The 26,932-nt window shown below is 67.8% G+C and carries 27 protein-coding genes; 8 read left to right on the forward strand and 19 right to left on the reverse strand.

Annotated features, from left to right (window positions below; translation table 11 throughout):
* Positions 1–265: 265 nt before the first annotated feature.
* The 3 genes from HNR67_RS39705 to HNR67_RS46030 form a co-directional block, all read right to left on the reverse strand.
* Positions 266–874 carry a hypothetical protein gene (locus tag HNR67_RS39705; protein WP_185008613.1) on the reverse strand — a complete coding sequence of 203 codons (609 nt, stop codon included), beginning with the start codon at positions 872–874 and terminating at the stop codon, positions 266–268.
* Positions 846–1,811, reverse strand: a complete 966-nt coding sequence (locus HNR67_RS39710; protein ID WP_185008615.1) for a hypothetical protein — start codon at positions 1,809–1,811, stop codon at positions 846–848. The genes HNR67_RS39705 and HNR67_RS39710 overlap by 29 nt, the downstream gene beginning before the upstream one ends.
* 83 nt (positions 1,812–1,894) lie before the next feature.
* The gene (locus HNR67_RS46030; RefSeq protein WP_185008617.1) at positions 1,895–2,395 is read right to left on the reverse strand and encodes a DUF4365 domain-containing protein; all 501 of its coding nucleotides are present in this window, start codon (positions 2,393–2,395) and stop codon (positions 1,895–1,897) included.
* 804 nt (positions 2,396–3,199) lie between these two features.
* On the opposite strand from HNR67_RS46030, the gene HNR67_RS39720 reads away from it, so the two are divergent.
* The gene (locus tag HNR67_RS39720) at positions 3,200–3,814 is read left to right on the forward strand and encodes a Crp/Fnr family transcriptional regulator (RefSeq protein WP_185008619.1); all 615 of its coding nucleotides are present in this window, start codon (positions 3,200–3,202) and stop codon (positions 3,812–3,814) included.
* A gap of 231 nt (positions 3,815–4,045) precedes the next feature.
* Here HNR67_RS39720 and HNR67_RS46555 read toward each other — a convergent pair whose 3' ends face one another.
* Both HNR67_RS46555 and HNR67_RS39730 read right to left on the reverse strand, forming a co-directional pair.
* Positions 4,046–5,812: a vWA domain-containing protein gene (locus HNR67_RS46555; RefSeq protein ID WP_185008621.1), complete on the reverse strand. Its 1,767-nt coding sequence runs from the start codon at positions 5,810–5,812 to the stop codon at positions 4,046–4,048.
* Positions 5,809–7,290, reverse strand: a complete 1,482-nt coding sequence (locus HNR67_RS39730) for an AAA family ATPase (protein WP_185008623.1) — start codon at positions 7,288–7,290, stop codon at positions 5,809–5,811. Before HNR67_RS39730 ends, HNR67_RS46555 begins: the two co-directional genes overlap by 4 nt.
* Before the next feature lie 283 nt (positions 7,291–7,573).
* Between HNR67_RS39730 and HNR67_RS39735 the strand changes: the two genes are divergently transcribed.
* On the forward strand, positions 7,574–9,721 hold the full coding sequence (locus HNR67_RS39735) for an ATP-binding protein (RefSeq protein WP_185008625.1): 2,148 nt from the start codon (positions 7,574–7,576) through the stop codon (positions 9,719–9,721).
* A 393-nt stretch (positions 9,722–10,114) separates the two neighbouring features.
* Here the strand turns inward: HNR67_RS39735 and HNR67_RS39740 are convergent, their stop codons facing one another.
* Positions 10,115–11,764, reverse strand: coding sequence for a hypothetical protein (locus tag HNR67_RS39740; protein ID WP_185008627.1), 1,650 nt, complete (start codon positions 11,762–11,764; stop codon positions 10,115–10,117).
* 262 nt (positions 11,765–12,026) lie between these two features.
* Between HNR67_RS39740 and HNR67_RS39745 the strand changes: the two genes are divergently transcribed.
* The 4 genes from HNR67_RS39745 (at position 12,027) to HNR67_RS39760 (ending at position 15,573) form a co-directional block, all read left to right on the forward strand.
* Positions 12,027–12,653: a hypothetical protein gene (locus HNR67_RS39745; RefSeq protein WP_185008629.1), complete on the forward strand. Its 627-nt coding sequence runs from the start codon at positions 12,027–12,029 to the stop codon at positions 12,651–12,653.
* Positions 12,650–14,398: a hypothetical protein gene (locus tag HNR67_RS39750; RefSeq protein ID WP_185008630.1), complete on the forward strand. Its 1,749-nt coding sequence runs from the start codon at positions 12,650–12,652 to the stop codon at positions 14,396–14,398. Before HNR67_RS39745 ends, HNR67_RS39750 begins: the two co-directional genes overlap by 4 nt.
* Before the next feature lie 126 nt (positions 14,399–14,524).
* Positions 14,525–14,854 (forward strand): hypothetical protein, encoded by a 330-nt coding sequence (locus HNR67_RS39755; protein ID WP_185008632.1) that lies wholly within the window; start codon positions 14,525–14,527, stop codon positions 14,852–14,854.
* Positions 14,851–15,573, forward strand: coding sequence for a sigma factor (locus HNR67_RS39760; protein ID WP_185008634.1), 723 nt, complete (start codon positions 14,851–14,853; stop codon positions 15,571–15,573). The genes HNR67_RS39755 and HNR67_RS39760 overlap by 4 nt, the downstream gene beginning before the upstream one ends.
* 67 nt (positions 15,574–15,640) lie before the next feature.
* Here HNR67_RS39760 and HNR67_RS39765 read toward each other — a convergent pair whose 3' ends face one another.
* The 4 genes from HNR67_RS39765 to HNR67_RS39780 all read right to left on the reverse strand — a co-directional run bounded on the left by HNR67_RS39765 (position 15,641) and on the right by HNR67_RS39780 (position 19,514).
* Entirely contained in the window at positions 15,641–17,269 is a 1,629-nt protein-coding gene (locus HNR67_RS39765; RefSeq protein ID WP_185008636.1) for a DNA polymerase, read from the reverse strand.
* Between the two features lie 176 nt (positions 17,270–17,445).
* Positions 17,446–18,762: a toprim domain-containing protein gene (locus HNR67_RS39770; RefSeq protein WP_185008638.1), complete on the reverse strand. Its 1,317-nt coding sequence runs from the start codon at positions 18,760–18,762 to the stop codon at positions 17,446–17,448.
* A gap of 76 nt (positions 18,763–18,838) precedes the next feature.
* Entirely contained in the window at positions 18,839–19,162 is a 324-nt protein-coding gene (locus HNR67_RS39775) for a hypothetical protein (RefSeq protein WP_185008640.1), read from the reverse strand.
* Between the two features lie 106 nt (positions 19,163–19,268).
* Positions 19,269–19,514, reverse strand: a complete 246-nt coding sequence (locus HNR67_RS39780) for a hypothetical protein (protein WP_185008642.1) — start codon at positions 19,512–19,514, stop codon at positions 19,269–19,271.
* Between the two features lie 96 nt (positions 19,515–19,610).
* Here HNR67_RS39780 and HNR67_RS39785 point away from each other — a divergent pair, with 96 nt between their 5' ends.
* Both HNR67_RS39785 and HNR67_RS39790 read left to right on the forward strand, forming a co-directional pair.
* Entirely contained in the window at positions 19,611–19,910 is a 300-nt protein-coding gene (locus HNR67_RS39785; RefSeq protein WP_185008644.1) for a hypothetical protein, read from the forward strand.
* Positions 19,907–20,590 (forward strand): hypothetical protein, encoded by a 684-nt coding sequence (locus tag HNR67_RS39790; RefSeq protein WP_185008646.1) that lies wholly within the window; start codon positions 19,907–19,909, stop codon positions 20,588–20,590. Before HNR67_RS39785 ends, HNR67_RS39790 begins: the two co-directional genes overlap by 4 nt.
* Before the next feature lie 23 nt (positions 20,591–20,613).
* Here HNR67_RS39790 and HNR67_RS39795 read toward each other — a convergent pair whose 3' ends face one another.
* The 9 genes from HNR67_RS39795 to HNR67_RS39835 form a co-directional block, all read right to left on the reverse strand.
* Entirely contained in the window at positions 20,614–21,375 is a 762-nt protein-coding gene (locus tag HNR67_RS39795) for an ESX secretion-associated protein EspG (RefSeq protein WP_185008648.1), read from the reverse strand.
* Complete coding sequence (locus HNR67_RS39800) at positions 21,372–22,577, reverse strand: PPE domain-containing protein (protein WP_185008651.1); 1,206 nt, start codon at positions 22,575–22,577, stop codon at positions 21,372–21,374. Before HNR67_RS39800 ends, HNR67_RS39795 begins: the two co-directional genes overlap by 4 nt.
* A 24-nt stretch (positions 22,578–22,601) precedes the next feature.
* Positions 22,602–23,195 (reverse strand): DUF3558 domain-containing protein, encoded by a 594-nt coding sequence (locus HNR67_RS39805; protein WP_185008653.1) that lies wholly within the window; start codon positions 23,193–23,195, stop codon positions 22,602–22,604.
* A complete protein-coding gene (locus HNR67_RS39810; RefSeq protein WP_185008655.1) occupies positions 23,188–23,562 on the reverse strand; it encodes a PE domain-containing protein in 375 nt (124 codons plus the stop codon). Before HNR67_RS39810 ends, HNR67_RS39805 begins: the two co-directional genes overlap by 8 nt.
* Positions 23,563–23,664: 102 nt before the next feature.
* Entirely contained in the window at positions 23,665–23,958 is a 294-nt protein-coding gene (locus HNR67_RS39815; protein WP_185008657.1) for a hypothetical protein, read from the reverse strand.
* A gap of 162 nt (positions 23,959–24,120) precedes the next feature.
* Positions 24,121–24,534, reverse strand: coding sequence for a hypothetical protein (locus tag HNR67_RS39820; RefSeq protein ID WP_185008659.1), 414 nt, complete (start codon positions 24,532–24,534; stop codon positions 24,121–24,123).
* Positions 24,531–25,457: a hypothetical protein gene (locus tag HNR67_RS39825; RefSeq protein ID WP_185008661.1), complete on the reverse strand. Its 927-nt coding sequence runs from the start codon at positions 25,455–25,457 to the stop codon at positions 24,531–24,533. Before HNR67_RS39825 ends, HNR67_RS39820 begins: the two co-directional genes overlap by 4 nt.
* Entirely contained in the window at positions 25,454–25,903 is a 450-nt protein-coding gene (locus HNR67_RS39830; protein WP_312989158.1) for an RNA polymerase-binding protein RbpA, read from the reverse strand. The genes HNR67_RS39825 and HNR67_RS39830 overlap by 4 nt, the downstream gene beginning before the upstream one ends.
* A gap of 245 nt (positions 25,904–26,148) precedes the next feature.
* Positions 26,149–26,817 carry a hypothetical protein gene (locus tag HNR67_RS39835; protein WP_185008663.1) on the reverse strand — a complete coding sequence of 223 codons (669 nt, stop codon included), beginning with the start codon at positions 26,815–26,817 and terminating at the stop codon, positions 26,149–26,151.
* Positions 26,818–26,932 lie beyond the last annotated feature (115 nt).

Genomic DNA, 26,932 nt, shown 5'->3' on the forward strand with positions numbered 1-26,932 from the left:
AGGAAGAACGAACCGCCCTCCTGCTGCACCCGCTGTCGCAGCCAGCCGAGCATATGAGTTTTGCCGACTCCCCGGTCCCCACTCAGCACGATGCCCATGGGACTGGCCTGCGGGCTGCGCCCAGCCGAGACCACCGCGTGCGTGATGGCCTCCGCCGCCCGCGGGTGCAGACCATCGACGTGGTGCTGCTGCGGGTTCCAGATGTCGTCCGGGGCGACTGCCCAGCTGAACTGGACTGACGACAGTGCGAAGCGCTGGTCCTCGTTCACCGTGAGGCCTCGATGAGCAAGAGGTGCCGGGGTGTGCCGCCCAGGACGACCGCGGCGGTCCGGTCCTGCTCAGTCAGCGTCTTCTGGTCGGTCTCGGCCCGCACATGCACCCCTTCGCGGCAAGCCATCGCCTCCAGCGCGCGATCGACCTCGTCTCTGGGTACGCCGTCCAACCGCTCGCGCAGGACAGCGAGCCGGATCGTGCCGCCGCGCCTGCTCGTCAGTTGCTCGTAGGCCGCGACCACCTGACCCTCCACGTCCGGGGCGAAGAGGTCGGCGACCACCTCGCCGGTTTCATCGAGACGCCGGCGCAGCCCAGCCAGGACCGCGTACAGCGCGCCTCCGAGATAGCCCGCTCGGGCGGGCCGGGCTTCGGCGAACTCGGCGGCGCAGCGCACCGCGCCACGATCGGTGAGCTCGTGTACGAGCGCACGGCCCACCTTCGTGCTGGTGACCAGACCGAGTTCGTTGAGGCGCCTGCGGCAGGCCCCGTCGAGGGTGAACCCCGCCACCGCGTGCAACTCCGCGTTGGTGAGCTCGCGCGCCGCCGCCATCAAGGCGAGCAGCGCGGCGCGCTCACGCAGGGTCAACTGGTCCTCCGGCATTCCCATCCTCGTTCCTGTTGTGACCGGTCACGGTGAATCCATCCGCCCGTGTAGTGAGGCCGAGCCGGTTGCCACGACCGGTCGCGACGCCCTCGGCGCGCACAGACAGGTGACGCCGGTGGGCTTCCAGTGCCGACTCGTAGGCCGATGCGCTGTCCAGTCGCACCTTGACCGTGCGCTGCTCACCGGTGGGGAGGCCGTCGACGATGAGCGCGCCGCGCACGAGGATGCGCCACCGGTCGCCGTCGGGGTCATCGGAGAGGCCGGTGACCAGCCCCTCGACCACGGCCGATGCCTTGGCTGTGCTCCGGCGTGCTCGCCTGTTCGCTCCCCGTGTTCCCACGCCAACGCCGTTGGCGAACTCAACCGTCACCGCACCCTCGCTCATGGGCGCCAGCCGGGACCAGCGGAAGCCGAGCAGGAATGGCGTTCTCCGGCCCGGTCCGGCCAGACCGGTGAGCGCGGACAGCACCTCGGCGCCTACATCCGGCGTTGCGTCCTGCCGGTGCACGGCGTGCAGTACCGCCGTCGAGCTGTGCAGGACCCGCAGGGCGGTTCGGCGGCCAGGGGAGGTGTCTTCCGCCGCGGGCAGCACGACATCGACACCGAATGGCTCCTCGGGCAACTCCAGCACCGTGCGCTCCAGCAGCGCGGCGGCGGTTGGGGCGCCCAGGACTTCGCGGGCACAGGTCGCCACCAGGTCGCGCACGGCGCCAACGGCCTGTACGCCGGCGGACAGGGCGATCCCGGTGGCGGCCTCGGGCATGCGGTAGGAAACGACGTCAACGGCAGGCCGTGCGATGTCCCTGGTGACGGCCTGCGGTGAGCGGCCCTCGGCCTCAGCGACGCACAGCAACAACTCGTGCAGGCGCAAGGGCACGTCCAGCAGATCGTCGCCGGGCGGCACCAGGACGTCGAACTCCCGCAGGGTCCACACCGCGCCACCCCGCCAGTGCCCGGTGCGGGACCAGCCCTGGGCACGGAGATAGTCCGCGACCTCACGGACTCCTGGGGAACGCCTCATACCCGCTCGCCGGAGACCAGCATCCGCAGGCTCGCGGCCGTCAGCACGTTACTCACCGGAAGCTTCACCCGGATGTGGCGGTGCCGGTCCGGGGACGGCAGCGGGTCGCGGTCGCTGAGCGAGAGGTAGTAGCCGATGTGCCGCAGCAGCAGGCCCGCGGTGCTGAGGTCGGTGTACTCAGCGGCACTGGGCGGCACGTGCACGACGAAGAGGTAGCGCGGCACGGTGAACCCGATGCCTGCGAGCTTGTTGAACTGCGCGTGGTCCAGGCCGTCGAAGTTGACCGCGCCGTCCCGCACCTCCAGCCGGGAGATGGTCTTGACCTGTACGTCGATCCGCGGCGAGAACCCTCGTGGCGTGCGGCCCGGCAGCTTGATGCACAGATCGACGCCGTCGAGGTCCACGTCGTCCTCAGCCCAGCTCAACCCTGCGGCCGAAGCCAGGACCCGGACGTAGTCGGCGCCGAACTTGCCCTGGTGATTGCGCGAATCGAGCACAGCTCCCCCTCTGAGCTGACAGCGTTCCGTATCGGACCGTGCACACACTGTACTTGAAGAGGTGAGGGGGACGGCCAGCACGTCACCGTCGACGGATGGTGCTCGTCTAGAACGTGGTGGTGAACATCCTGGTGTGGACGATGGGCATTCCAGATCGGGCAAGGTGGCAGGTGGACCGGGGCACCAGCGCGCGGATGCCGAGTCGGTCAACCGCCGAAGTTGGATGTTCGCCTCGCCCTGGCCGAGGTAGCTCGCCTCTGCGCACAGGCAGAACCGGCTCGGCGCGCGGGCGTTTGGCGCCGATCATGCGTGCCGGCGGTGTCAGGGCTTCGTATTCGGGCGGCCTGTCGACCTTGTGGCACTGGGTATGCGAGACCCAACTGCCGCTGCTGGACGGTGAGCGAGCCGACTGCGTTTGACGATGTCTTGCTGCGGAGGATCGCTGCCGCATTGTGGTGGATGTCGAGGAGCATGGGCGTGTACGCGTGAGGTAGCGCGTGTTACCTAGGAACGTGTCCCCTGTGACAGGCGGACTTGGACGTTGACCTGTTCACCACGCAGCAGTCCACAATGGACGCACTGAATTCGTTGCCGCATAGCCCCACGCCAGGGGACTCGAACACCCGGAGAAGGGTGGTGTACCCCCTGGCGGCTTCCACGTGCGTGGCGGCCGCCGAGAGGGTCGCACGGTGCGGAAGTCCTGGCGTGCCAGGGCAATCCATGAACGAACGAACACTGGAACCGTTGCTCACCCGATGCCCGATCTTCGCCGAGGCGCCATCCGGTCCCGCGGTGGAGTTGGCGATGACCTTGCAGCGCAACGTCTACCCGGCAGGCAAACTGGTCTATGCCGAGCGTGACCCGGCGGACCGGATCTTCATGGTCTTGGCCGGGATCGTCAAGCTGATCCGGAACTCCTGTGATCGGGAACGGCGCATCCTGATGTCGGTGCGCGGACCGGCGGAGATCTTCGGCGAGGTCGAGGTCTACGAACGGTGCGCCCGCGAAACTGCGGCGGTCGCACACAACCAGTTGACCGTGCTGTCGATGGATGAGAGGGCGTTCCGGCGCTGGATACGCCGCTATCGCGCAGTGGAGGACTCGTTGCTGCGCGACATGGCCCGCCAACTCCGTCGAGCCAACCGGCAACTGACTCACCTGCGCTGCATCGACGTTGGCAGCCAGCTGGCACACGTCATCGTCGAGGCGTGCTCGAAGTTCGGCACCATCGCCCACCACCTCTGGTCGGTGGACCTGGGCCTGGCCCTGCTGGAATGCAACCAGCAGATCGGTGCGAGCAAGGAGACGGTGAACAAGGTGCTCGCCGACTTCGTCGACCGCGGCTGGCTGAGGATCGAAGGGCAGACGCTGTTCGTGGTGGCGCCGGAGCAGCTCACCCGGCGAACCGAGGACAGCTGAGGCTGCCGGTGAACAGGACAACACGTCGTTCGGTGTTGCCGGACCGTTCATCCGGTCCGGCAACACCTCCCTTTCGCCGACTTGGTGCCTGGCGGTCCGGTCGCGCGGGTCGCCCGGTCAGGGGCAGGTGTGCTGAACCTGGTTGGTGGGGAGGGTGGTGTTGCCGAACCAGTAGGTCTGGCTCGGCAACACCGGTATGCACATCAGCTCAACGCGTACCTCCAACTCCTGTCAGCCGAGCACACGGTCCTGGCCGATCGCGTCTTCGAGTACCTGCTGCACCAGCAGTGGAAGCTGGTCAACTCGATCGGGCGATACCGTCACGACTACCGGAACAACTCGGCGGAGTTGCCGCTGAATCGCCTCGCCCACGCCAATGGCCACCACCAACACGTCCTCATCGATCTTCGAGACCTGGGCGGCACTGCTGACGAGGTCGCCGTCGTCGAGGCAGGCATCCGTGATGATCAACAGCAGGCGCCGTGTCCGGCGATCGGCTTCGACCCTCGCGAACTGCGCTGCCGCCCAGGCGACCGCTGGGGCCAACCGGGTTTGCACACCGCTGGCCTGCGCCTGTGCCAACCATTCCTGAACGTTGGCAACAGACGCGCTGTCGGCGAGGTCGCGGATGACCATGACCTTGCCGGCGAAACCGGCTATCCCGATGGCGGCAAGACCATCGAGTTCGCCCACCGAGTTCACCAGCGCCGCCGCCGCGGCATGCGCCGCGGGCGCGGGCTTCGGCCCGGTCTCGGGATCAAGCATCGAGGCCGAGCAGTCCAGCAGGAGGACACACTGCAGGCGGTGCAGCCGACTGGATTTTAGACGGTCGAGCCAGATCCGCGGGGCGTGCTCGACCTGGTAGTGAGCGTTGAGGTAGACGCGGCCGGCTTGCCGCTCCAGGTCCAGCCGAGGTCCCGAGCTACTGGGGCAGCGTCGCCGCGCGGGCGCGGTGAGCAGCGGCCGGAGCACTGCGGCGAACTGCTGAGTCAGCACCGGCACCAGATCCACCCACCGCCTGACTACCTCAAGGATGACAGGATCGGCCTGCTGCCGCGCCCATTCCTCTGGCGGGAGCACCAGCTCGGCGTAGTTCTGCGGGCCGCGCTGCTCGTGATAGATCTGCATCACCGCTCGCCGATACCCTTGGTGGTCAACAGCTTCGCGGAGGAAGCGAAGCAGATCACCTCTGGGCCGAGGCCGGCCTTCCGGAGAGTTCCGGCCGATGCAGTGCGCTGGGTGCGAGGTGGCGTGCAGGTGATCAAGCAGCTGCCGCTCGAACTCCTCGCGGCTGGTGTGTTCTCCTTCCTCACCATCGTGCTCGCGCTGCCGCACCCATTCCCACAGAACGTTGATCAACTCCTCGCCCATGGTCGCCGCGTGATGCCAGGACGTATGCCTGGCCCGGACCAGGATCGAGGCGATCTCCGGCCAGACCGCGGCGAAGACGGGGTCGGCCGGGCTGTCGGTCTCGGAGCCGTCATCACGCCGCAGCCGACCACAACGCATGATCAGCATGCCCCAGGCCAGCAACCGTTGGGCGTCCCGGACAGCCGAGGAACCTGCGGCTGCGTCGGCTGGTTCGCCGTAGGGCTCTAGTAGGCACAGGTAGGCCAATTCCCGGTTCAGCGGCCAGTGGGACAGGGTGTCCAGTATGGGCAGGTGATCGCCGCGGATGTCGGCCAGGATGTTGGCGATGACCCCGCGGAGGGTGTTCGCCGGTTGCGGCCGGTAGCCCTGGGTGTGTTCCCAGGCGTGCATCGCTTCGTGACCGGCCAGGTAGGAGATCATCTGGTACGGCAGCGTGCCGGCCAGCTCCTGCCACACCGGGTGGAAATGCCCGGCCGCAAGAACCTGGCTGACCGGAAAGGCCACGGTGAAGCCCAGCGGGTTCGCCCTGGTGGAGGGTTGCCCAGATGGGGTGACGAACACCCGATGGCCCGGCACGATCATGCCGAAGACCCGACGCAGGACACCCTCGTACTCAGGCTCAGTCACTCGACGGTGCCTCCGATCTCCGGGAAGGCGGCTTGGAGCTGCTGGTCGGAGACCAGCGAGCTGAACGGCAGGTGGGAGACCTTCGGGGTGCCCCACCCCTCCAGCCCGTGCACCAGGGACAGCGCGTGCAGCGCCAGCGCCGGATCGCGCGGCAACTTGCCGGCGAAGACCGCCACGGCGATCTCGTTGGCCGGTTCACCGAAGGCGCGCCGCTCGACCGCTTCCCGCACCGCGCGGCTGCCCCAGGAATACCGGGCGGCCAACACCTGATTCCGGTTGAGCAGACAGGCTGTCCGGGCGGTGAGGTCGGCGAACTTCTCCAGCTCCTCCAGCGCTGTGTCCAGTGTGGAGGCACAAGCCAGTCCGCGGTGGACAAGCTCCTGGAGAACACGAGCACCGGCCTGGTAGGCATCCCTGGCAAGGCAATCCCGGTGGAGTTGCGTCACCGGCAACACCGTCCACCGCTCCAGCCACTTCGCACCGAAGTCGACACTCGGCCGGTTCGTCGTCCCGGCGATGAGGACCCGCGGATCGATCGCAACATCGATCGCGCCACCGGTGATCGGGTAGTACGCCTGCAACCTGGCCGCGGTCGGGTTGAGCAGCGGTTCGATGGCATCGAGCACGTCCATCCGGTCGGCCCACCGGTGCAGGTCCACCAGTTCAATCACGCACGGGTGCTGGATCGCCTCGACGAGCAGGCTGTGGTGCAGCACCGTGGCCCCGCCTTCCAACCCGATGCGGAACAGCTCGATCTGCTCGGGGGTGTTGATCGTCAGGTAGGGCACGCCGCGGTTGGCGGCGATCCGGGCCAGCGTCGCGGACTTGCCGGTCCCGGATGGCCCGGCGAGCAGGAAGACCCGGCGGCCCAGAGCCGTGAGGTTCTCCAGCTGCTGTTCGACCGCCTCGTTGGTGACCGCGTCGGTGAGCGAGCAAGGGTCCGGGACGCGCTCGCCCAGCTCCCGCGACCACCGGGCCGGCGGCCGCAGTGGTGGGACCTGGATGGGCACGAGCGCGCTGGATGCCTTCTGCCAGCGCATGCTCGCTGGGAAGAACACCAGCCGGTGCTCGTCGGCGAAGTCGGCTGCCGAGGGCTCGCCCATGCCGAGTGTGAACTCGGCGATGTTGTCGACGGCCTCACGCACCGCCGCCCCTGCCTGTCCGTCGAGTTGGGTGCCGGCTTCCAGGAGGGCTTGGTGGTGTGCGCACGGGAGGATGGGACATTCGGCGCAGTACAGGCCGATTCCGGTGGGCTGGTACATCAGCGCGAACTCCGGCTTGGCGAGTTCGCCCTGGCCGTGGTGGATGAGGATCCGGATGGTGGTGTCCGGCGCGGTCGTGCAGGGGCTGGTGAAGCTCGCGGTCAGCTCGACCACGCTGGTGTCGGTGGTGTCGAGGATCCAGGCCGAGCTGTCGTGTAGCTGGCGCCAGAGGGCCTTGGCCTTGCGTCGTCGGACCAGGTACTTGATTCCGTTCATGATGTGCCCTGGCACGCCAGAACCCCGCGGTCGCCGGACCGGGGGTCGCCAGGGGGTGCACCGCCTTCCAGCGGAGTGCGGGAACGCCCTGGCGTGGGCGCCGGTTTCGGGTACGCGTTGTTGAGCTGTCAACGTGCGGGTCCGCGGCTGAGCGCGGACACCAGCTCAGGTAACGCGCCGGCCGAGACCGGTGCCGGAACGTTGGCAGTGAGGCTGTCGTCCATGCGGGTGGTCGTGTTCGGCGACGTGCCGATCATGGCTCTTAGTCGACACACTCGGTGGCATGACGGACACGGGGGGTGTGCGTAACCAGGTCGGCGGCGGCGACCTTGGCGCCGTGGTGCAGGCCGGGACAATCCAGCACCTGTCCTTCGCCGGAACAGGCTCGCCGCAGGCGGTACCCCGGCAGTTGCCGTTGGCGGTCCGGGGGTTCACCGGTCGCAGCGAACATCTAGCCGCCCTCGACGCCCTACTGCCGGACACCAATCAGGACACCGGCGGCGCGGTGGTGATCTCCGCGGTCGACGGCACTGCCGGAGTCGGCAAGACCGCCTTAGCAGTGCAATGGGCGCACCGAGTCCAGCACCGCTTCCCTGAGGGCACTCTCTTTGCCAACCTTCGTGGCTACGGCCCTGGCACACCGGCAACGCCGGAGGAGGTGCTAGCCGGATTTCTGCACGCGCTCGGTATTCCGGCCGAACGTATCCCGCCCGGAGTAGACGCCCAGGCCGGGGTGTATCGTTCTGTATTGGCTGGTCGGCGAGTGCTGATCGTGCTGGATAACGCGAACGCAGTTGCTCAAGTTCGCCCCCTGCTGCCGGGCAGCTCCGGGTGCCTGGTGTTGATTACAAGCAGGGCGAGTTTGACAGGCCTGGTGATTGGGGAGTCCGCTACCCGCCTCACTCTTGATCTGCTCACACCCAGTGAATCATTGCACCTGTTGGGCGAAGCTCTTGGCGCGGACCGCGTCAAGGGCGAACCCGATGCAGTCAATGCCCTAATTCGTTGCTGCGCCAGGTTGCCGCTGGCACTACGAATCGCTGCTGGCCAGGCCGCTGCTCATGCACATACCACGATTGCCGAGCTGGTCGCTGAAATGGCCGACGATCGGTCGCGCCTGGACACCCTCAGTGCTACCGGAGACGAGTCGCTAGCCGTCCGGGCAGTTTTCGACTGGTCCTATCACCAACTCACACCTGAACAGGCTTGCCTGTTCAGGCGCCTCGGGCTGCACCCAGGCCCTGAAATCAGCCTGCATGTCGCTGCCACAACAGGCGAATTGGGCCTTATGGAGGCTCGTCGATTGATGAACGCGCTCATCGGAGCTCACCTGATCCAGCAAGTAGCTCGTGATCGCTATCGTTTCCATGACCTTTTGCGCGCATACGCTGCGGACCGAGCTGAAGTCGAAGACACTCCTGCGGACCGAATCCGTATCCGTCGAGCCTTAGTCCAGTGGTACGCCCATCACGCCAAGACTGCGTTCCTTGCCAGGAATCCTGCGTTCTCTGAATGGTATCCGGCGCTCAAGATACCGACGTCAACTTACCCAGAAATGAAGTTTGACGGAGCCTCCAATGCTTCTGCATGGATGGAAACAGAGGTAGAGAACCTGATTTCCGCCATGCATCAAGCCGTAAGCTGCAATCTGCATCAGATAACTCTGCTGATATCCACGTCAATTTGGAGCTTTCTGCATCAGCAGGGTCGACGCGCAACTATGATCGAACTTGACCAAATCAGCTTGAAGGTCGCACGCGGTATGGGAGACAGTCTTGCCGAATATCACGCCTTAAGCCTTCTAGGTGAGACGCTGGCGGCAGTCTCAAGATTCGATGAATCGTTCGCCGTGTACCAACAGTGTTTGATCATGGCGCGAGATTCGCGTGACTCGTGGCGCGAGGCGGCCGCTTTACTCTCCCTGGGGCACTGGTTCAATCGACAGAAAAAGTATGGCGAGGCACTAAACCACCTTCGGGCAGCTCTTCCGATGAGTCGTGGCGCCCAACAAGGGCGACTGGAAGGTACGATCGAGGGAAATTTGAGTACTTCCAATGCTGGCCTGGGAAATTTCCGGCAGGCCCTCCTTCATGCCGAGCGTGAGCTTCCCCTCCGGCGCCAGGCAGGTGACAGGCAGGGTGAGTTGCTGGCATTGCGACACATGGCGCGAGCACATCAGGGGCTAGATGCTCACGACGAAGCAATTTCCTTATGTGAACGCGCATTGGAAATCGACCATGAGTTCGTCAGAGAGAAGGCCGAGATCCTCGAAACGGTCGGACAATCTTTGTGTCACACAGGCCAGACCGGCCGGGCGATCGCCTTCTGGCAGGAGGCTCTATCAATCTTCGAAGCTCTCGGAGACGGCGAAGCGGTGGAGCTACGGGGCCGTCTGCTTGAACTGAAGGCAACGTTGAACAAGGGAAACTGAGCCCACTATTCCTGTTGTCTCATGATTCTGACCACAGGGGCCGGTCAACTTTCTTCTCCTTGCGGACCTGCGACATTAAGGGCGGCAGCTAACCTGTCGGCCAGAAACAGAAACCCATTCGAGGAAACTTTGTACGTCTGGCCGATGAGGCTAAGTGGAGTCTCTAGCCAATAGCGCCACTCTGCCTCTGAAGTGTTCTCGTAAGTGGAGTGGTTGCCGACTACCAGGTCATCGAGTTCGGCTTGCATACGGTCGGTGCGGAGCCACTCAGGTGACGAGGGTAGCTGGCATGGGGGTGGGGCGCCGCCCGTCACCCGAACCCCGACAGGCGAGGTCATGGGAAACAGGCGGCGTCCATGGCGAGCTGTCCTTGAGCGACACAGCAGAGGACGATCAGGGTTTGGCGGGTTCCGGCTGCCAGGCGGCCACCGTGGAGTCGACCGGGACCCACACCTCCCGCGCCACCTCCACCGTGCCGTCAGCATGCTCGGATGCGGGCGGGTTCAGCACGTAGCTGGGCAGTGACCACAAACGGGTCACGTGCTCCTCCGCCTGGTCCACCAGCACCTCCTCGACCTGGTCGACCGATGGAAGGTCCCGGGCGGGTGTGCGGTCGCCAGGGAACTCGAACTTGCCGCCGACGAACCGCAACGGCAGTTGCCGGGTGGCCACCGAGCGGCCGGAGATCCGCAGGATTGCCTGTTCGGGTGGGTGGATGCGGCCTTCGTGGTCGCGGGCGAGCATGCAGAACACGCTGGCCGTCTCGAACGTCGAGCGGGCGCCGTTGACCTCGGTCGGTGCCGGGGGTTCCAGCGGTGGCCGGTGGGTTTGACCGGTGCGTGGGTCGGTGGTGACCCGGGGTGTGGGTTCGCGGCGGGCGTTGACCTGCTCGCACACCACCACGTTGCTCGACAGGCCGGCCAGGTCGGTGAACTGGCGGCCGCCCAGGCCGAACCAGCCGGGGTCGAAGACCCGGAGGCTGGTGTCGGCACCGCGGATGAACTCCTCACAGACGGTGAAGTCTGTGCCGGAGGCCAGCATCGAGGTCAGGTAGTCCACGAAGCAGGCCGCCAGCCAGCAGTCGGCGATCGGCAGGCCGTGTTGCTCAGACCAGCGAAGGTTGGCCACGGCGAAACGGCGGATCTCCGCCTTGAACGCGGCCAGCCGCTTGGCCGGATCGCTTCCGGCGCGGGCGAAGAACTCCTTGCCGAACAACAGGAACCTCGGCCGCCCCAGCGGAGTGGGTGCGAAGACCTGCTCCGGGTCGGGCAGGTACTGCTGCAGCCGCCCTAGCAGTTCAGCGCGGGTCATCTCGGTGCAGAAGAACACCACCTGTGCCTCCGGCGCCACCAGCGCAGCCGCCAGGACCAGGCGGGTCGCCCACCAGCAGGCCAAGGCGGTCTTGCCGACCTTGGTCCGCGCGCCCAGCAACACCAACTCACCCAGCCAGTCGCCGCGTTGGTGCAACAGGATGTCCAGCTCGGGGTGCACGGGGAAACCGCGGCCGGTGCCGTGGACCTCCATCTCTCGCCGCAGGACCTCGGCGGCGTGTTCGGCGTAGGGGTCGGCGGCGACCCACTGGTCGTCGTCGGTGCGCACCACATCGAGTAGCTCGTGCACGGCTTCCCCGGCGCGGTCGTTGTCGCCGGAGCGGTAGTGGTGGGCGATCGTGCGGATCAGCGTGTCGAAGCGACGGTGCCGGGCGCGGCGGCTGACCAGCGCGGCCAGCACCTCCACCTCGTCCGGGCAGGCCGGCAGTTGCGGATGGCGTTGCTCGGTCTCGCTGTCCCAGGCCGCCAGGGCCCGGTCCAGGTGTGGGTGCAGGCCCTGGTCGAGGTTGTAGCGGATGCCGACCGTGGCCAGCTGGGGGTGGGTCGCCCGGATTTCGCGGAGGCGGTCGAAGGCCCGGCCCAGGCCGGGGTCGGCGAACTCCTCGCTTCCGCGGACCACGAGCCCGGTGCGCCCGTCAGCCAGGGACGGATCTCGCACCAGACAAGCGGTCAGCAGTAGTTCTTCGCGGTCGCTCGCCGAGTCGGCGTCCATGCGCTGTCTCCGTCTCTTGTGGACGGCCGGGACCGCGATGCGGCCGGGCGGCCGCGTCTCTGCTGTGTGGAGTTGCCAAAGGACAGACCTTGGACCCATACGGGTCCACGCCGTGGCAGGTAACGCGCCGCGTGTTACCTGCCACGGTGTCCGACCGGTGGACGGCTGAGCGCTACCGCGCGCAGTCCGCCCCGGCCGGGTGGGCTGCCGTGCGCCGCCTCGGGCGCCACCGACACGTGAGGTGCAGGAAGGAAGGAGCGCCATGAGTCACAAGAACGTGCCCTCGTGGTCGCACCCCGGGGTGATCATCGGCGTGGGCAGCACACCGGAGGGCCGTGGCCACGGCAACTACTGGCTCAACAAGATCGGTCCCCGGCACTGGCAGTGGATCGGAGCCAATCCGCGCCACGGCACCTACCACCACGGCGCCGCGTGGGCAGTCGCGGTCGGCGGCCTGCCGCCGCAGGCCGAACTCGACAGCAAACGGCACGCGCTGTTCCTGCTGTGGGGACGGCCCGAGCTGCGCGCGGGCGAGCCGGTGGCCACCGCCGACATCGACGAGGTCGAAGCCGTGCTGGCCAAGCTCGCCCGGCAGGAGTCGGCAGTCCTGGATCCGGCGCGGCCGGACATGGTCCCGGTGCTCGACGTGCTCTTCCGCGCCCAGTACGGCGGCGTGCACTCCTGGATCTCGGCCCGGCACGGCGACCTGCTCGCCGTACACCAGGACGAGGACCCGGGCTTGCCGCGGATCCGCTCCCGACTCGCCGAAGCGCACCTGCTGGCCGAGTGGGCGAGCGAGGACGGGATCAAGTGGGCCAAGCCGGCCACCCGTATCGACGAAACCGCCGCGGTACAGGAGACCGCGGTCGTCGAGGAGGTGCGGTCATGAGCGCCCCGACGATCTCCACTGTGGACCGGGCGTGGCTGGTGCGGTGTGTGGAGCGGGATCTGCGCGAGCTGGCCGAGCTGGACACCGTGGTGCACTCCGTCGGCAACCTGGTCCGCCAGTCACAGGAGGAACCACCTCGGGCGCGCAGCGCGATCAGGACGCTGTGGGAGACCGCGACCGCGGCACGGAAACGGGCGGCCCCCAACCGCCTGCTGCTCGCTCGGGTGCGCTCGGTGTTGCAGGACAGCCATTGCACGGTCTCAGCGGCCACCACCGCCGCTGTCGTCCACGGCATCCTGCACGGCTCCATCCGCCCGACCGCGCTCACCCCGGACAGCATCACGCAGCCACCGTTGCGGATTCCGCCCTCGGTCGGCGTGCGCCACGGTGCGCTGGCCGACCTGCTGTGCACCACCGGCAACCTCGCGGACTCGGTGTGGAACCACGCCCATCGCAGCCGGATCGACTTCGACGAGGACCTGCGCCGACTGCGGACCTGGCTGGCGAAGGTGCCCGAACTGCGGGCGCCGGACCGCCTGGTGCCCTTGCTGGGCGAATCGTCGGGGGAGTTCCAGGTGCACCGCCACCCACGACCAGTCCACCCGCGTACCGCGGAGCTGGAAACCCCGTCGATCAGCTACGAGGTGCTTACCGCACCTCAGCTCGATCTGCTGCACACCGCGATTCGGCAAGGGCTCCCGGTCAAGGTAGCCAGCATGATGGCCGGCACCACCGCGGAGCCGTTGTCGGCCGGTGCGGCCGTGGCGGCGGTGATGCGCTGCGGGGCCTGGCTGCGCAGGACCATCGACGAGAACGGTCTGCCGGTCGCGAGTTCCTCCTACACCTCGCGGAGGATCTCGCCCAGCTGGCTGATCGCCGCACCGGTCAAGCGGCACCGGGCTGTTCGGGCGTTCGCGTTGCACTACACGCCTGAACTCGGCCGGTGGTATCAGATCCTGCGCGGGGACATCCCCGATCTGCGGGGACTCATGCCGATGCGCCGGGCGCATTACCTGGCGCTGGCCGCGCATGTGGCCGGCGGTGGGCGGCTCTCCGACTTCGCCGAGCACCAGGCCCGGCGGTACCGGGATGTCGTGCAGGCGTGGGACCGGATGACCACCTTCACCGCCGAACTCAGGCTCGTTCGCCAGGCGGTCCTGGACGCCGTCGCAGATTGGCCGGCCGAGTACACCGAGGAGGTGAAGCAGCCGCTGGCCGAGCTGGTGCAGACGGTGCGCACCGGGCTCGCCGAACTCGGTCGCCCGGCCGACCAGGAGATCGGCGCGGCCTACGGGCGGCTGATCAACTGTGACGACGTGAAAGAGGCGGGTGAGGCGTTCGGCGCGCTGACCGCGGTGCTGACCGGATACCGGAACGCCCTGCGGCGGTTCACCGTGGCCGACCCGACCGACTGGGGCAGTGCGGAGTTCGCGTTGTTCCACAAGCGGTATCCCGATACCGCCCCGTCGGACTTCGGCACATCGAGCCCACGCGCACACGCGGTCGAGGTAATCCGCGCCGAGGTACGGCGGTTGCTCGCCGCGCGGCTTCCCGCGGTCCCGGCGACCGAGGTGGCCTTGCTCGCCGAGCTGCACCGGGAGCTGAGCAACGCCGTCCGCGAACAGCGCAGCCCCGGGCTGGCGTCGTACTGGCGGTTGTGGCTCACCCCCGGTGCGCCCGACGAGCACGTCTGGCGCGCGTTCCTGGAATGGCCGGACCTGGTCACACTGGCCACAACCAAGTAGTCCATCTGGGAGGGCACCGGTGATCCCGGTGTCCTCCCCTTCCCTGTCTGCACGACCACGGGCGTCGTCGCGCGTTACCTACGCGGGTGGCAAGCACCACCGCACCCAGCGAAAGGACCATCCGCGATGGCCACCCCCGTACCCTTCTGCGGCGAACTCGATCCCGACTCAGCGTTTGAACTCCACCTCCGGTTCCGGGTGCCGCTGTGGCGCCTGGAATCCGGGACCCGGCGAATTCAGGCCGCGTTGACCCAGCTGAAACTGTCCAGCCCGCCGGTGGAGGTCGTTCTCGCAGACGACGTGCTGGTCACCGTCTCAATCCCCGCGGGCACCCTTGGGGACGCGATCCACGGCCAGGACACCACGGTAGCCGGAATCCGACATGCCCGTCGGCTCGCCGAGCTGTTGTGGGACCTGGACCCGGTACTGGTCAACTCACCCCAGGAGCGAACATGAACGCCAGCATCGGCGACACTTGGTGGGTCGACGTGCCACTGAATCCCGCCGGACACCGCGACCTGACTGGGATTCCGCCCATTCGACTGGCCAGATTGTTGGATCAGACGATGGGATTGGCTCGGCACGCTATTCGCGCCCAGCACGGACCGCTGCGCGGTCTGCTCGGCGGCGTCGACGACCTCACCCAGCAACTACGGCTGTGGATCCTGGCTGCCGCCCGAACCTACGATCCCGACCGTGGACCGTGGACAGCGCATGTGACGCAACGGGTTCGGCAGCAGGCCGCCGACCACTGGCGGGCCACCGTCGGCTACACCGCCCTGCAGAAGGTCCGTGCCTTCCGGTACGCGGACGGCAAGCCCCTCAGCGCCAAGGATCAACTCCAGGTCGCTCACGCCCTGTCCCTGCTCCCGGGTGGACAGTCCACCCTGGACGAATCAGACGATTCCGTGGACGTAGGTGAGAACTTTGAACACACCGTCGACAACCGTTCCGTCGCGACTTCGGCCACCTTGGCCTTGCTTCGTGCCTCCGAGACGGATGATCCGGTTGCGGCACAGCGGTTGTGCCGAGGTTTTGTGATGTACGTGCTGCGCCATGTATGCGGGGTGGCGCAGCGGCGAATCGCGGCCTGCGGAATCCACCACCGCACCGCGGCTGCGGTGGAGAACGAGCTACGCGCGCGGGTCCGAGAACTCCTCGACCCTTTCGGTTGAACTGCGACCGAGGGGGTGGGGCAGGACGAGTTCAGCTTGTCCTGCCCCACAGATTCTCGTTGGCAGGTCAGGATTTTGACCTTTCCCAATCCATTCCTGAGTGGACGGACACGGGCAGGGAACCGGCATCCTGCCCCACCACTCGCGCCAGGCCCACCAGCACTGCGTGGCGCAGCAGGGGCTCAATCTCCCCGACGGCGTCCTCGGCGACCTCCACCACGAACTCGTCGTGCAGGAAGGCGACCACACCGGCGTCCTCTCCCCGGAGAAGTGTCCGCAGCGCGGCCAGGGCAGCACAGCAGACCTCCGCTGCGGTGCCCTGCACCGGGAATGCACGCCCCCGGCGCCCGAACCGAGCCACCAGAAGGCGCTCTTCCGCAGTCCGCCTGGCGGCACTGGTCTCGATCGCGGACCAGGTCGACTGCTCCGGGCGGGGCAGGGTTCGGGCCAGTTCGGTGCGCACCGCAGCGCCATGCCGGGCGCGTTCCTCGGCCTCAGCCAGTAGTTCCATCGCGGCCCGGCAACTCCGCATCAGCAGGTTCATGGCCTGGCGCGAGGCCCCGGATCGCCGACCGTAGAGCGCGGCCAGCAGGGCGGTCTTGGCCGTTGCCCGGTCCATACCGAACCTCCGGCCCAACCCCTCGTAGGGATCATCGTGCTCAGCGAAGTCCAGCAGTCCCGAGTCCCCCGCCATGTGGGCCAGGATTCGAGGCTCCAACTGGGACACATCGGCTATCAACAACCTGCGGCCCGGACGCGCGCGTACGCAACATCGCAGCGAACGTGGAAGCTGGAGACCGCCGCCTTCAGCGGTCCACCGGCCGGTGGAGGTCCCGGCTGGGTAGAACACGGGGAACCATCGATCCGCCACCGTCCATCGCTTGGCCCAGTCGTAGCCGAACTGGTGGGCCAGAGCGTCCAGGTGTCGCCACCGGGTCAGCAGTGGCACCGCTGGATGCTCCAGGTGCTCGATATCGCAGATCCGCGACCCGTGAACCTCAACGCCTTCGCCGTCGAAAGCATCCGGCAGTTCGGTACGCCACCGAAAACGCGCGCCACCGAAGCACTCGGCCACCTGTTCATCCAGCTCGGTTAGTCGCGGGTACAGGTCAGCCTGACTGGACTCCCCCAGCAGCCCGGTCAAGACCTCGCGGTGCCGTCCGGTATCCCAAGGGAGCCCGGCAACATTCAGCTCCGCAGCGGCCAGCGCATTTGCCGAGTCCAGTTCGATCAGGCGCTCCAGCGCACTGCCGTGCGAGGTGGCGCCGATGTCGGCCTGGATTTGCCGGTACCGCTCAGAGAGCCCTGCACGGTCGCTTGGCGGGGTGAACTCGGCGCGGTGGTAACCGTCCACGGCCCGCTGGGCCAGGGTGAGACAGTATCCGAGCCGCAGCTGCACGCCTACCTTGGCGAGTGCGATGGCTACGGTGCCCAGGTCCGTGGCGACCCACCTGATTCGCTGGGTGCGATCCAGCCACCCCAGTTGTCGAAGCCCGTGCTCGTCAACCTCGGCGACGAGCACGGCCATGGTGCCGCTGAAGGGCTCGACGCGGACGTGCCAGGCACCTGGCCAACCGGAGAGTTCCAGTCCCAGCAGGTGTGCCGGGCCGGTCATCGGCGTGCCACGGCGAACGGTGTCCAGCAACTCCTCCCAGGTGAGGTGCCGGACGGGACGGGTGCTGTTGATGGGCTGCATGTTGGAACAAACCTCCTGAACTCCACGGACACGGTGCTGTCCCACGAGGTGGGTCGGGAGGTCAGGTAACGCACCGCGGCGAACCCGGTCGGAGCCGCGAAAGGAGGGGCGGGTGGGGCGCGCTTGGGGGGTTAAGCGCGCCCCACCCTCTGGGGTGGCCGGGCCGTCGAGATGACCTACTCGACGGGCTCCGGCAGGGCAACCGGCTCGGGCAGTTCGCCGGGCCGACCTTGCGACTGGAGGAGGACAATGCAGTCGCTCAGGTCGAGGCCCGGGGGCAGCGGTAGCCGCTGGACCGTTGCGCGGAACGGTTCCAGTTGCTCGCGCCACAACCGCGCGCCGAGTTCGCCGGCGGCGTCGCCGTCATGGCAGAGCACGACGCGCCGTCCGGCGAGCAGACGAAGCCACCAGGTGGCCATCGCCTGTGCCCCGGGCACCCCGATCGCGATCCGCCCGAGGCAGGCCAGGGCCAGCCAGTCGGTCGGACCTTCAGCCACATGGACTGGATCAGCGGGATCAGCGGAATGGAGTTGGTCAAGACCAAGCGGGACCGGGGTGATGCCGTTCAGCGAACGCCACCGCCACCGCTTGGCCACCGTCGGGTTGGTGGATCGTCCTTGCAGCCACACGATTTTCCCGTCGACACACGCCGGGAACAGCAGCCGGTGCCGCCGCAAGGTGAAAAGCCCGCGGTCATCGACCAGTCCGGCCTCAGCCACCAGGTTGTCCGGGTGGCTGCCGAGTAGCCGTTGGATCCGGCCGAGTGCCGGGTTGGACACCCAGCGGACCCCGAGGCGTTGCGTCGTCACCGGGTTGATCGCCCGACCTGTCAGGTAGGACGCGCCTGGTGTGTCAGCCAGGGGTTCGCAGCAGTCGAGCACGGCGGCGTACAGCTCCGCGAACGCCGTCCCATCCCGGGGTGCGGTGGTACGGAGACCCCCGGGCTCCACCGGGACTGGGTGGTCCAGATCCTGGGCCAGGATGAGCAGTTCCCGCCAAGTGGTCAGGAAGTCCACCCGGCGAACCCTGGACCAGACACCGAAGACGTCCTCATGCAACCCGCACGCGAAGCAGTGCACCGCGTCCGCGTACACCGAACAGGACGGATCAGTGTCACCTCGGCGGTGTGCATTGTCGTTGACGCAGCGGATGCGTCCGTGTCGCAACGGGATCCCGATCCTGGTCAGCACGAACGGCATCGGCAAAGCCCGCCGCAGCGCTGCCTTCTCCCAGCTCGACCAGTCGAGCACGTTGGCCAGCAACAGGTTCCGGGTGTCCGGAAAGGACAGCCCGGACGACATGAGGTAGTTGACCTGGTCGCCGCCACCGGAACACCCCGGGCAGTTCCAACGGCTGGCCCAGCCAGCCGGGAGGTGCTGTGCGCATCGCGGGCAGCCCACCTTCATCGGCTGCTGGAAGCGGCCGATGTGGTTGGCCGCGGCGATGATGCTCAACCGGCCGAGCGCACGCCGTAGGTTCAGGTCGGCTGCCACCGTGGTTCACCTCCAATGATCTTCCGGCATCTGCCCGCACGGGCTCAGGTAACGCACTCGATTTCTCCGCAGGGCGCTACAACGGCAGGCACTTGGCCGGGGTCTTGGCGAGGGTGATCGCCAGAACCCACTTGCCGCCGGAACCGGACAGCTCCCGGACCGTCAAGTGTTCGTTCGGGTAACGGCGATTGACGAAGCCGCGCCGGTCACCCCAGACGACCGTGCCGCCCTGGAGGTAGCCACTGGGCTCGGTGATGTCGAACTGCGAGCCGGCGAAGGTGGGAGCGCCGACGCCCTTCACCACGTACTCGCAGACGATCACCTGCACCAGGTGGCGATGGTGCGGGTCGGTCGCCGCGGCCTCCGGCTGCGCTCCGGCAGCCAGGATCGAGGCGGCCACAAGCGGGATGATTCTCGGCTTGCGCATGGTCCAGCCCTTCCGATGTGGACAGTCGTTACGCGGACATGGGTCCTGGTAACGCAGCCACGAAAGGGCTGGTAAGGCGTCAGAAGGCGCCGGAGTCGAAGCCGTGGGAGAAGTCGGTCAGCATGTGCGCGCCGAAGTCGAACTCGCGCTCGGTGACTTCGAGGAGACTGGTCATGAACTCGGCGCCTCGCAGCTGATCGTCCCGCATCAGCTGTTCGCCGTGACGCCGAAAAGTCTCCTCGCCGGCGCGGAAGTACTCGCGGTCGATGCCGAAGTAGCCATCGCTGAACGGGTGGAACTCGTTCTCCGGGTGCGGCCAGGCCACGACGCTCAACTCCTTCCGCAACTCGCCGAGGGATCGCTCAACAAGGTAACCCGCGGCAAGGCCGCGTGACCGGGTGAACCCACGACCTCTCTGGGCATGAACTTCACAACTGCGTTCGCCGCGCCCGAGTACGCGCTGAGCCACTGGCTGCCGCCCGGACTCGTGCACGCGGCCCTCAGCACCTGCCGCGGCCTGCGGCCCTCGCCCACCACAGCGCACCCGGCCTGGAACGGCCTGCTCGCCGCGCTGGGGCTGGCCACCGCGCGCCCCCGGAAACACCCACTGCCCCAGGTCCGCTTGGTGGAAGTCCGGCTGACCACCGCCGAGCACGCGTTGCTGGCCACCGTGGCTGGCCTTGTCCCTGAACTGGCCCACGTCTTGCGGGAGGAACAATGAGTCAGCAACAGTTCGTCGATGCCCTGCGGGTCCGGTGGATCCCGATCATGCGATCCCGAGGGTGGCACGCCGAACTCATCGACCCGGACGGCACCGACCCGATCCTGCTGATCGACCACGACGAGCGGTTCGTGCGCGTGCCGCTCAACCTCGTCGCGGGTGCCGATCTCACGGACGAGGCGGTCGACGCGACGCTGGAGCTGTGGGCCGACCTGGTCCCGGTTTCCGACCCCGAGGCGGCCGAGGCAGCGATGCCCTCGGTGGGTTGGGACTTCACCGGCAGGCCGGGCTGGCAGCTTGTCGTCCGACGCGCGCGACGCTGGATCTGCTGGGACACCGGCCCGCTGACCACCACGGCGATTGAAGGACGGTTGTGGAACCGGGCGCTCCGCCGCGCCGCTGAACAGGAACTCCACTTCGACGGCGACCGCCGGTGTGCTCGACTGCGGTGCACTCCCGGACCGGCCGCGGCCGCCTTCGCCTGGCCAGCCAGGCTGGAGCGTGCCGGGGCGGCCGAGAGCGCGGTACTGGTGTGCGGCCCGGACGTCGTCTACCTCGGCGAGGCGTCGCTGCTGCGGCGCTTGCGGAGCACCGAACTCCCGTACGGCATCCTGCTACGGACCGCTCAGCTGCATGCGATGTCCACGCACCTCCGAGCGCTGGCGCACGGAGGCAGGTGAGACGCCAGGTCCGTGGGCCGGCCTCACTGTTCGCCGAGCAGCCTCTTGAGCTGGGCGGTTAGCTGCGCCGGCCCACCAGGCGTGACGGTCAGCCAGCCATTGTTGCGCAGGTGCAGGAATTGGCCTTCCCGGTTGGTGTGCCAGCCCACCGCCGTCTCCATCCGGCGCAACGTCCCGTCCCGATCGCAGCGGATGGCGGTGAACTGGCCCATCGCGTGCGCCTCACTCCAGGCGTGTGCGAGCGCGCGAGCCTGATCAGCCCGCTCACCCAGGTTCACCAACTCGTGTGCCAGGGCCCGCACATCGGCGCCTGCACGGCTGGCCGCGGCCTCCAGCACACGTTCCTGGATGTTGGCCGAGGCCACCCGCGGTGTCCGGGCGTCCCCGGTCAACGCGACGAGCTGACCGATCACCGCGTGATCCGGCATCGGCCACAACCCAACCCGGTCGGACTCCAGCACGGCCAGCGCCGCCCAATCCCCGGACACGGCGCCCCGCACGTAGCGAGTGCGGGAATCGGCGAACACCCGTGCGTCGATGGCCCACCGGAACTGCGCCAGCGTCGTCAACGCCTCAACCAGTTCCGGCACCAGACCTCGGTGATCGGCCAATCCGCGCTCGGTGAGCCCGCTGATCACCCCGTTGAGGATCTGCCGCCGTTCCGTCCAGGTGGTGCCCGCGCTGGGCACGTCCAGCACATAGGGCAGTTCGCCAAGCTGGAGGTGTTCCCAGCACGCCTCGAACTCGACCGCGGACAGTTCCTGGACGGTGGTCGTCCGGCTCACCCCGGACCCTCTCCGAGCACCGGCGGAGCAGCCCGGCGCTCGTCGGCGAACAGGTCGTCATCCTTGACCCAGAACTCGTTGACCCGCTCCACGTCGTCCTCGCCTCGCCCGGCGGCGGGCGCGGCCGGTTGGGTGAAGCCATGCCCCGCGGCACCAGGTCGACCAGCCGCACCTGGTGCCGGAGCGGGACGAACTGCGCCAGGCTGGTTGCCCACGCCCGGAGTGTGGCCAGGGCCGCGGCCGAGGGTTCCGCCGCCGGAACCGCCAGGTCCGCCGCCCGAGTCGTTGGGACCGAATCCACCCACAACACCGCCGGCGACGCCACCACTCGGTCCGCCGGACGGGACACCGGGACCGCCGGGACCATTGGGGCCGCCGATCGGGCCGGGAGATGTGGGCGGCTGTCCAGGGGTGAACAGGCTTGGGTCGATCTGGTCGTTCGGCCGCGGTCCGGGTGGCAGTGGTTCCTGCGGCGGAAGCAGCGGATCGTGGGGGCCAGGCTGCCCCGACTGTTGCTGGTTACCGGCCTGGCCCGGGTCGCGTTGCCGGATCGAGGGGTCACGGCGCCGTGGGTCCCGCGGCCGACCGCCGGGAGGAACGATCGGCGGATCCGCCGGTGGCGGTCCGGGGGGCTCCGGTGTGGCCGCACCAGCCAGCTTCGGTGCCTCCGGCAACGGCTGGACCAAGGCCAGATGCGATTGGGAGGAGGACTTGTACGTGTACAGCGCCCGGTTGGCCGCGTCATCGGCCGCCCGCTGTTTCTCGACCTCGCGGTCCATGTTGTTGGACAGCCCGAACAACTTCCCCGGGGCGGTGAAGCCATCCATGAGGGCGTCGCCGAAGGTGTAGGTGACCGGCGGCTTGGCCGGTACCGCCGACGTCACGGTCGAGACCGCGTCGGCCTGAGCCTGCATCCGCCCTTGTGCGGTGGTCGCGGCGGTGCTGGTGTTCCCGGCCCAGGATGCGGCCCGGAACATCTGGGCTCCGGCCAGCGCACCAGCCTCAGAGTCCCACTCCGCGCCCAGCTTGCCGGCCGCTCGCCGGAGCCGGTCATCAGCTTCAGCCAGGGCCTTGCCCAACCGCGTCAGCCTGGCCTGCGCCCGGCTGAGCTCCGCCGGGCCCTTGCCGCCCTGCATCCAGCCATGCTTCTCCGGCAACGGGACACCCTCAAAACGGTAATCCCCGATCTGGTTGCTGCTCATACCCAAACCCCCCTGAACCCCTGATCAGCCCCGAACGGACAGCGTCTGCATGACCATTTCCGCCGCCACTCGTGCCTTCTCGCACGTCTGGTCTGTGGTGAACGCCTCCTTGGTCAACGCGGTGCCCATCACGTCCAGGCTCTGACCCGGTGCCACGTCAACCACGACGTGGCACGAGGTGGAGTTGTCACCGATTCGGGTCTCAACAGCGCCGAAACCACCGGCCGTGACCTGCTTGACCTTGACGTTGCGCTCACCCTTGAGCCAAACCTCAGCACCTTCCTGCGGCACTGGAGTGACGCGGAGGCCGAACCGGGGGTCCTGGTTCGACTTGTCGAAGGAGCAGCTTCGGTTGCCCAGGTGGTCGGTCTGATCTGGCTGGGACAGCCGCGGCTTGCGATCGACTTGGAGTTGCTGTTGCTGGTCGGCGGTCAGCACGCCGCACGAGTCCAGCCCGGCGACCGGGATGGTCTTCGGTCGCGGCGGCAGCGTGGCGGCCGCCTTCGTCGTGGTGGTGGGCGACGCCGAGCTTGTCATTGCCGTGCCGTTGCCGGTGCAGCCGGCCAACACCAGCCCGCCGACGGCGAGGACGGCGACGAGGATTGATCGGTCACGCATTCGGGTTCCCCTCACCAGCGAGTGCAGTGGTGATCTCGGCGTCCGTGTAGCCGTAGTCCTTGGCGGCGGCTTTCATCTGCGCGACCGCGTCCTCCAACGTCCGCACATACTGGTAGCCGCGCTGGACATAGGAGTCCGCGTTGTCGGCGAACATGCCGTTGAGTACTTTGGCGACGTCCTTGCTCACCGGATCCAGTCGAGCAGGCTCCATCCGAATGTCTGCCTCGCAGACTCGCACTTCCTCGTACAGCCATTGGGCAGTGTCCTGGGTTTCCTTGGCCATCTGGAGGACGTTCTCCTTGTTGACCTTGAAACCGGCCCCGCCACCGCCTCCGGGCGGCATCGAGCCGCCGTTCCCCTCATGCACAGTTCGTGTCCCCTCGTACCCATCCCCGTACTGCCAGTAACCGTACCTGGGACCGGTCGGTGAGTTGAGGGGTTCCCTCCGAACGGAGGACGAACGCGAACGTCACACCGTCGGGGGAATGGGCTCGTCCTGGCCAGGCCAGCCACCGAACGCCTCGCGGGCGGCCAGGTACCGCTGGCAACCGTCGAAGTACCCCTGCACCGCCGCGTGCAAAACCGCCGCCATCTCCAGGTCGGACCTGGTGACCGTGTACGGATCGTCGGTGTGGAAACGCAGTTCGACGCCAGCCGCCACGATGACCAGCACGGGAACGCCGTTTTCCGTGCGGGTGCTGACCTCGGTTCCGCTGGCCAGGGGAAAGAACAGCACCTCGGCGGGCGCGCTGTCGTCACTCATGATCAATCATTTCCTCACGTGGTCGGAACAGCGGACCGGACGACCCGCTTTCGGTGCGGGCGAGACCGAGTTCAGCCCGGCCTGCGCATGCTTGCCCGCGGTCTTACCCGCCGGGCCGTTCTTCCGGAGCGCCCCACCCCAGGGCACTCCTGCAGCTCGGTTTCACTTCGCTTCGCGGTCAGCGCTCGCGGAGTCATTGCCGCCTAGCGACTCCGCGCCCGGGACCAGTGACCGAACCGCGGGCGGCGGATCATCCGGGAACATCGCGTTCAGCTCGATCGCCTCGGCCTGAACCTTCGCTCCGTATGCCTCCAGGGCGTCCCCGTGGTCGTTCAGTGCCTGCGGAAGCCGGGTCAGGCAGTACCCAATCCGCTCGGCCAACTCCACTGACGGCACACCGTCAGCTGTCATCATCAGCAGGTCCTCCAACGGCATGAACAGTCCGGCGAGCCGGTGCCGGGCATCCGCCAACTTCGCCTCCTCCGGCGACCCGCGGAGCGCGACCATGGCGTAGCCGGACACGACGTTCAGCAGAACCCGGTCCTTCTCGGGCAAGTCGGCGAAGTGCCCGCTCATTCCGGCCCGCCTTCCTCAACGCCGTCCGGGGCACCGCCAGCCTCGGACACGCCACTGGCGGCGGTCAGCCGTGGTCGCCCTGGCGCCCTCGCGTTCAGGTACCTGCTCACCGACGCACCTGCCTCGGTCACTCCCGCCAGCAACTCCGCCAACTCGGGGTCCCCACCCACCGGCGCGGTCAGTCCCGGCGCTTCAGGGTGGGCATGGCGCCGGACACGCTCGTCCAAGATCCGAACCTGGTCTTCGACGTGCCAGGCCGACACGGCCAGACTCCGCAAGCACTCCGAGAGGAAGGTCGCCGCATCCGCGAGGTTGTCGCAAACCTCCTCATGTCCCTCCTGATAGGCGAACAGCCCGTCCAGCGCAGCCCACCACGTCACGAACTTGGCCCACTTCGCGGCCACAGGATCGACCTGGGCCAGCAGCGCGTCCTGCACGGCGCGCGCCTCGGCGACGTCTCGGGCAGCGGCCCCGCGCAGCCCTGAGCCCCCGGCTCCCGTGGCGCTGTCGGAGGTGGCGTTGGCTTCGTTCGCGCTCAGTCGGCCAACGGCGGCCAGGTGATCGGGGAGGCATGGCAGTTCGTCCTGAGCAGTCTGCGTCTCGGACGGGTCCGGGCCTGGCTCGTAAATGGTGCCGTGGTGCTCGGTGAGTTCAGCGTGCCGCTGGTAGAAGTTGAGCGCGGCCACGGCATGCGCACGGGCGAGATCGGCGTGCGTTCGGAGTGCCTCGGCCAACTCCGCAGGGTCGCTCTGCTGCGCGCGGCGCAGTTCCCGCAGCCGGGCCTCGGCAGTGGTCAGAGCCATGGCTGCCTGCCGTACCAGGAACTCCTCCGACTTGCCCATCAACTCCGCGTCCGCGGAGACCATGGCCTCGATGCACACGGCCGGACTGAGATGGGTGGGCCATCCACCGAACTCGATCATGGCTTGTTCCGACCGGCGGGGAAGGCGCGCACAGGTTCTCCGCGTAGTTTGGCCAAGCGGTACTGCACCAACTCCTCCAACTCGGCGGGTGAGCGGCGCTCCATGAGGTGTTCCAACGGGGTCTTGGGGGTCCAGTCCGGGTTGCCGCGCCGGGAACGGCGCTCGCCGCCCGCCTTCGGGGTTTTCGCCTGCTGCGCCGGGTTCTTGGCCTTCTCGATCTCGGCAGCGGTCGGTGGCGGGTCGATGCGTGCAGCAGTGGTGCCGTGCGGGAGGCAGTCCCAGGTCAACGGGATGTCGGTGGCGGCGGTCGACATCGGAACGGTGACGACGCAGTCCGCGGCCGGGTGCGGGCAGAGGAAGCTCACCGGCATCCGCGGGGCAAGGTCATGGTCCCGGTCGACCTCGACCACCTGAGGTACGGACTGGGCCACGCGCAAGAGCCTCACGTCGGGTCCTCAGCTTCCCTGCGCGCGACGAAACGCTCCGCTTCCCGGTGCAAGGCGGCGTTTCCCTCAAGAGTTCGGGGATCGAGGCGAGGTTGGTAACCAGCGCTGTCCTTTGTGGACACGTCGGCTACGAGCCGGAGATGTCCCCGGTGTCCGGGTGGTTTGTCGGGCACAGCGCGGTCCTCCACGTGGAGCTGATGATCAGGTAGAAGAGGTGTGGACCGGGCCGCCGGATGCGGTGTCGGTCAGCACTGGTCGGCCTTGTCCTCGCCCGGCCGGAAGCTACGGCGGGACGTGCCATCCGGCGCCGGAATCACCGGCGGCGCTGGCTGATCGTGTGGGCTGCCGAGTGGTCCGTGCCGCTCGGCGTACGCGGCGACCGCGGCTGACAGCACGGCAAAGCGCTTGAACATCATCGACGTCACGGTTCCCACCAGGGACAGCACGCACACCGCGAACACCGCCTGCGTCACCACCTCCGGCCAGCCAAACCTGAGCTGGCACACCAGGAGCACGGTCAGCGCGAGCACCGAGCCGAGGTTGGCGGCGATGGCCCAGTTCGTCTCGCGCTCGGCCTGGCGGAACGTCGAGCTTTCCGCGCGCAGGCTCATCACCTGGATGCGATGGGACCGTGCGGAGTAGGCGGCGTACAGGTCGACCAGCGGACGCAGGTCCGGCGGTGCGGAGTGGTCCGGCGGATGCACCGCGTAGGGCTGGCCGGGCAGGAACCGCAGGCTGCGGACGAAGTCGCACAGGCAGTGTTCGCAGCAGCATGCCGCGGCCACAAACCCGTTGTCGGGCAACACTTCGTCGGCCAGATGGTAGGTGTGTCGTCCAGCCTGACACTGTCCGCACCGCGCCGAGCGGGGCTGTTCACCGGTGCGGCCGCGCAGCGCCGCAAGGATCTTTCGCATAGGACTACCCCGCTTCCTGGACGTCGGATTGGCCAACTAGCCGGGCGGGGTCCTGCGCCGGGGAAGGAACCATCGCCAGGCGCCGGCGTGGCGAAATGGGGCGGGGTGTCGGCTT

Origin of the sequence: Crossiella cryophila (assembly GCF_014204915.1) — a bacterium.
GTDB lineage: Bacteria > Actinomycetota > Actinomycetes > Mycobacteriales > Pseudonocardiaceae > Crossiella > Crossiella cryophila.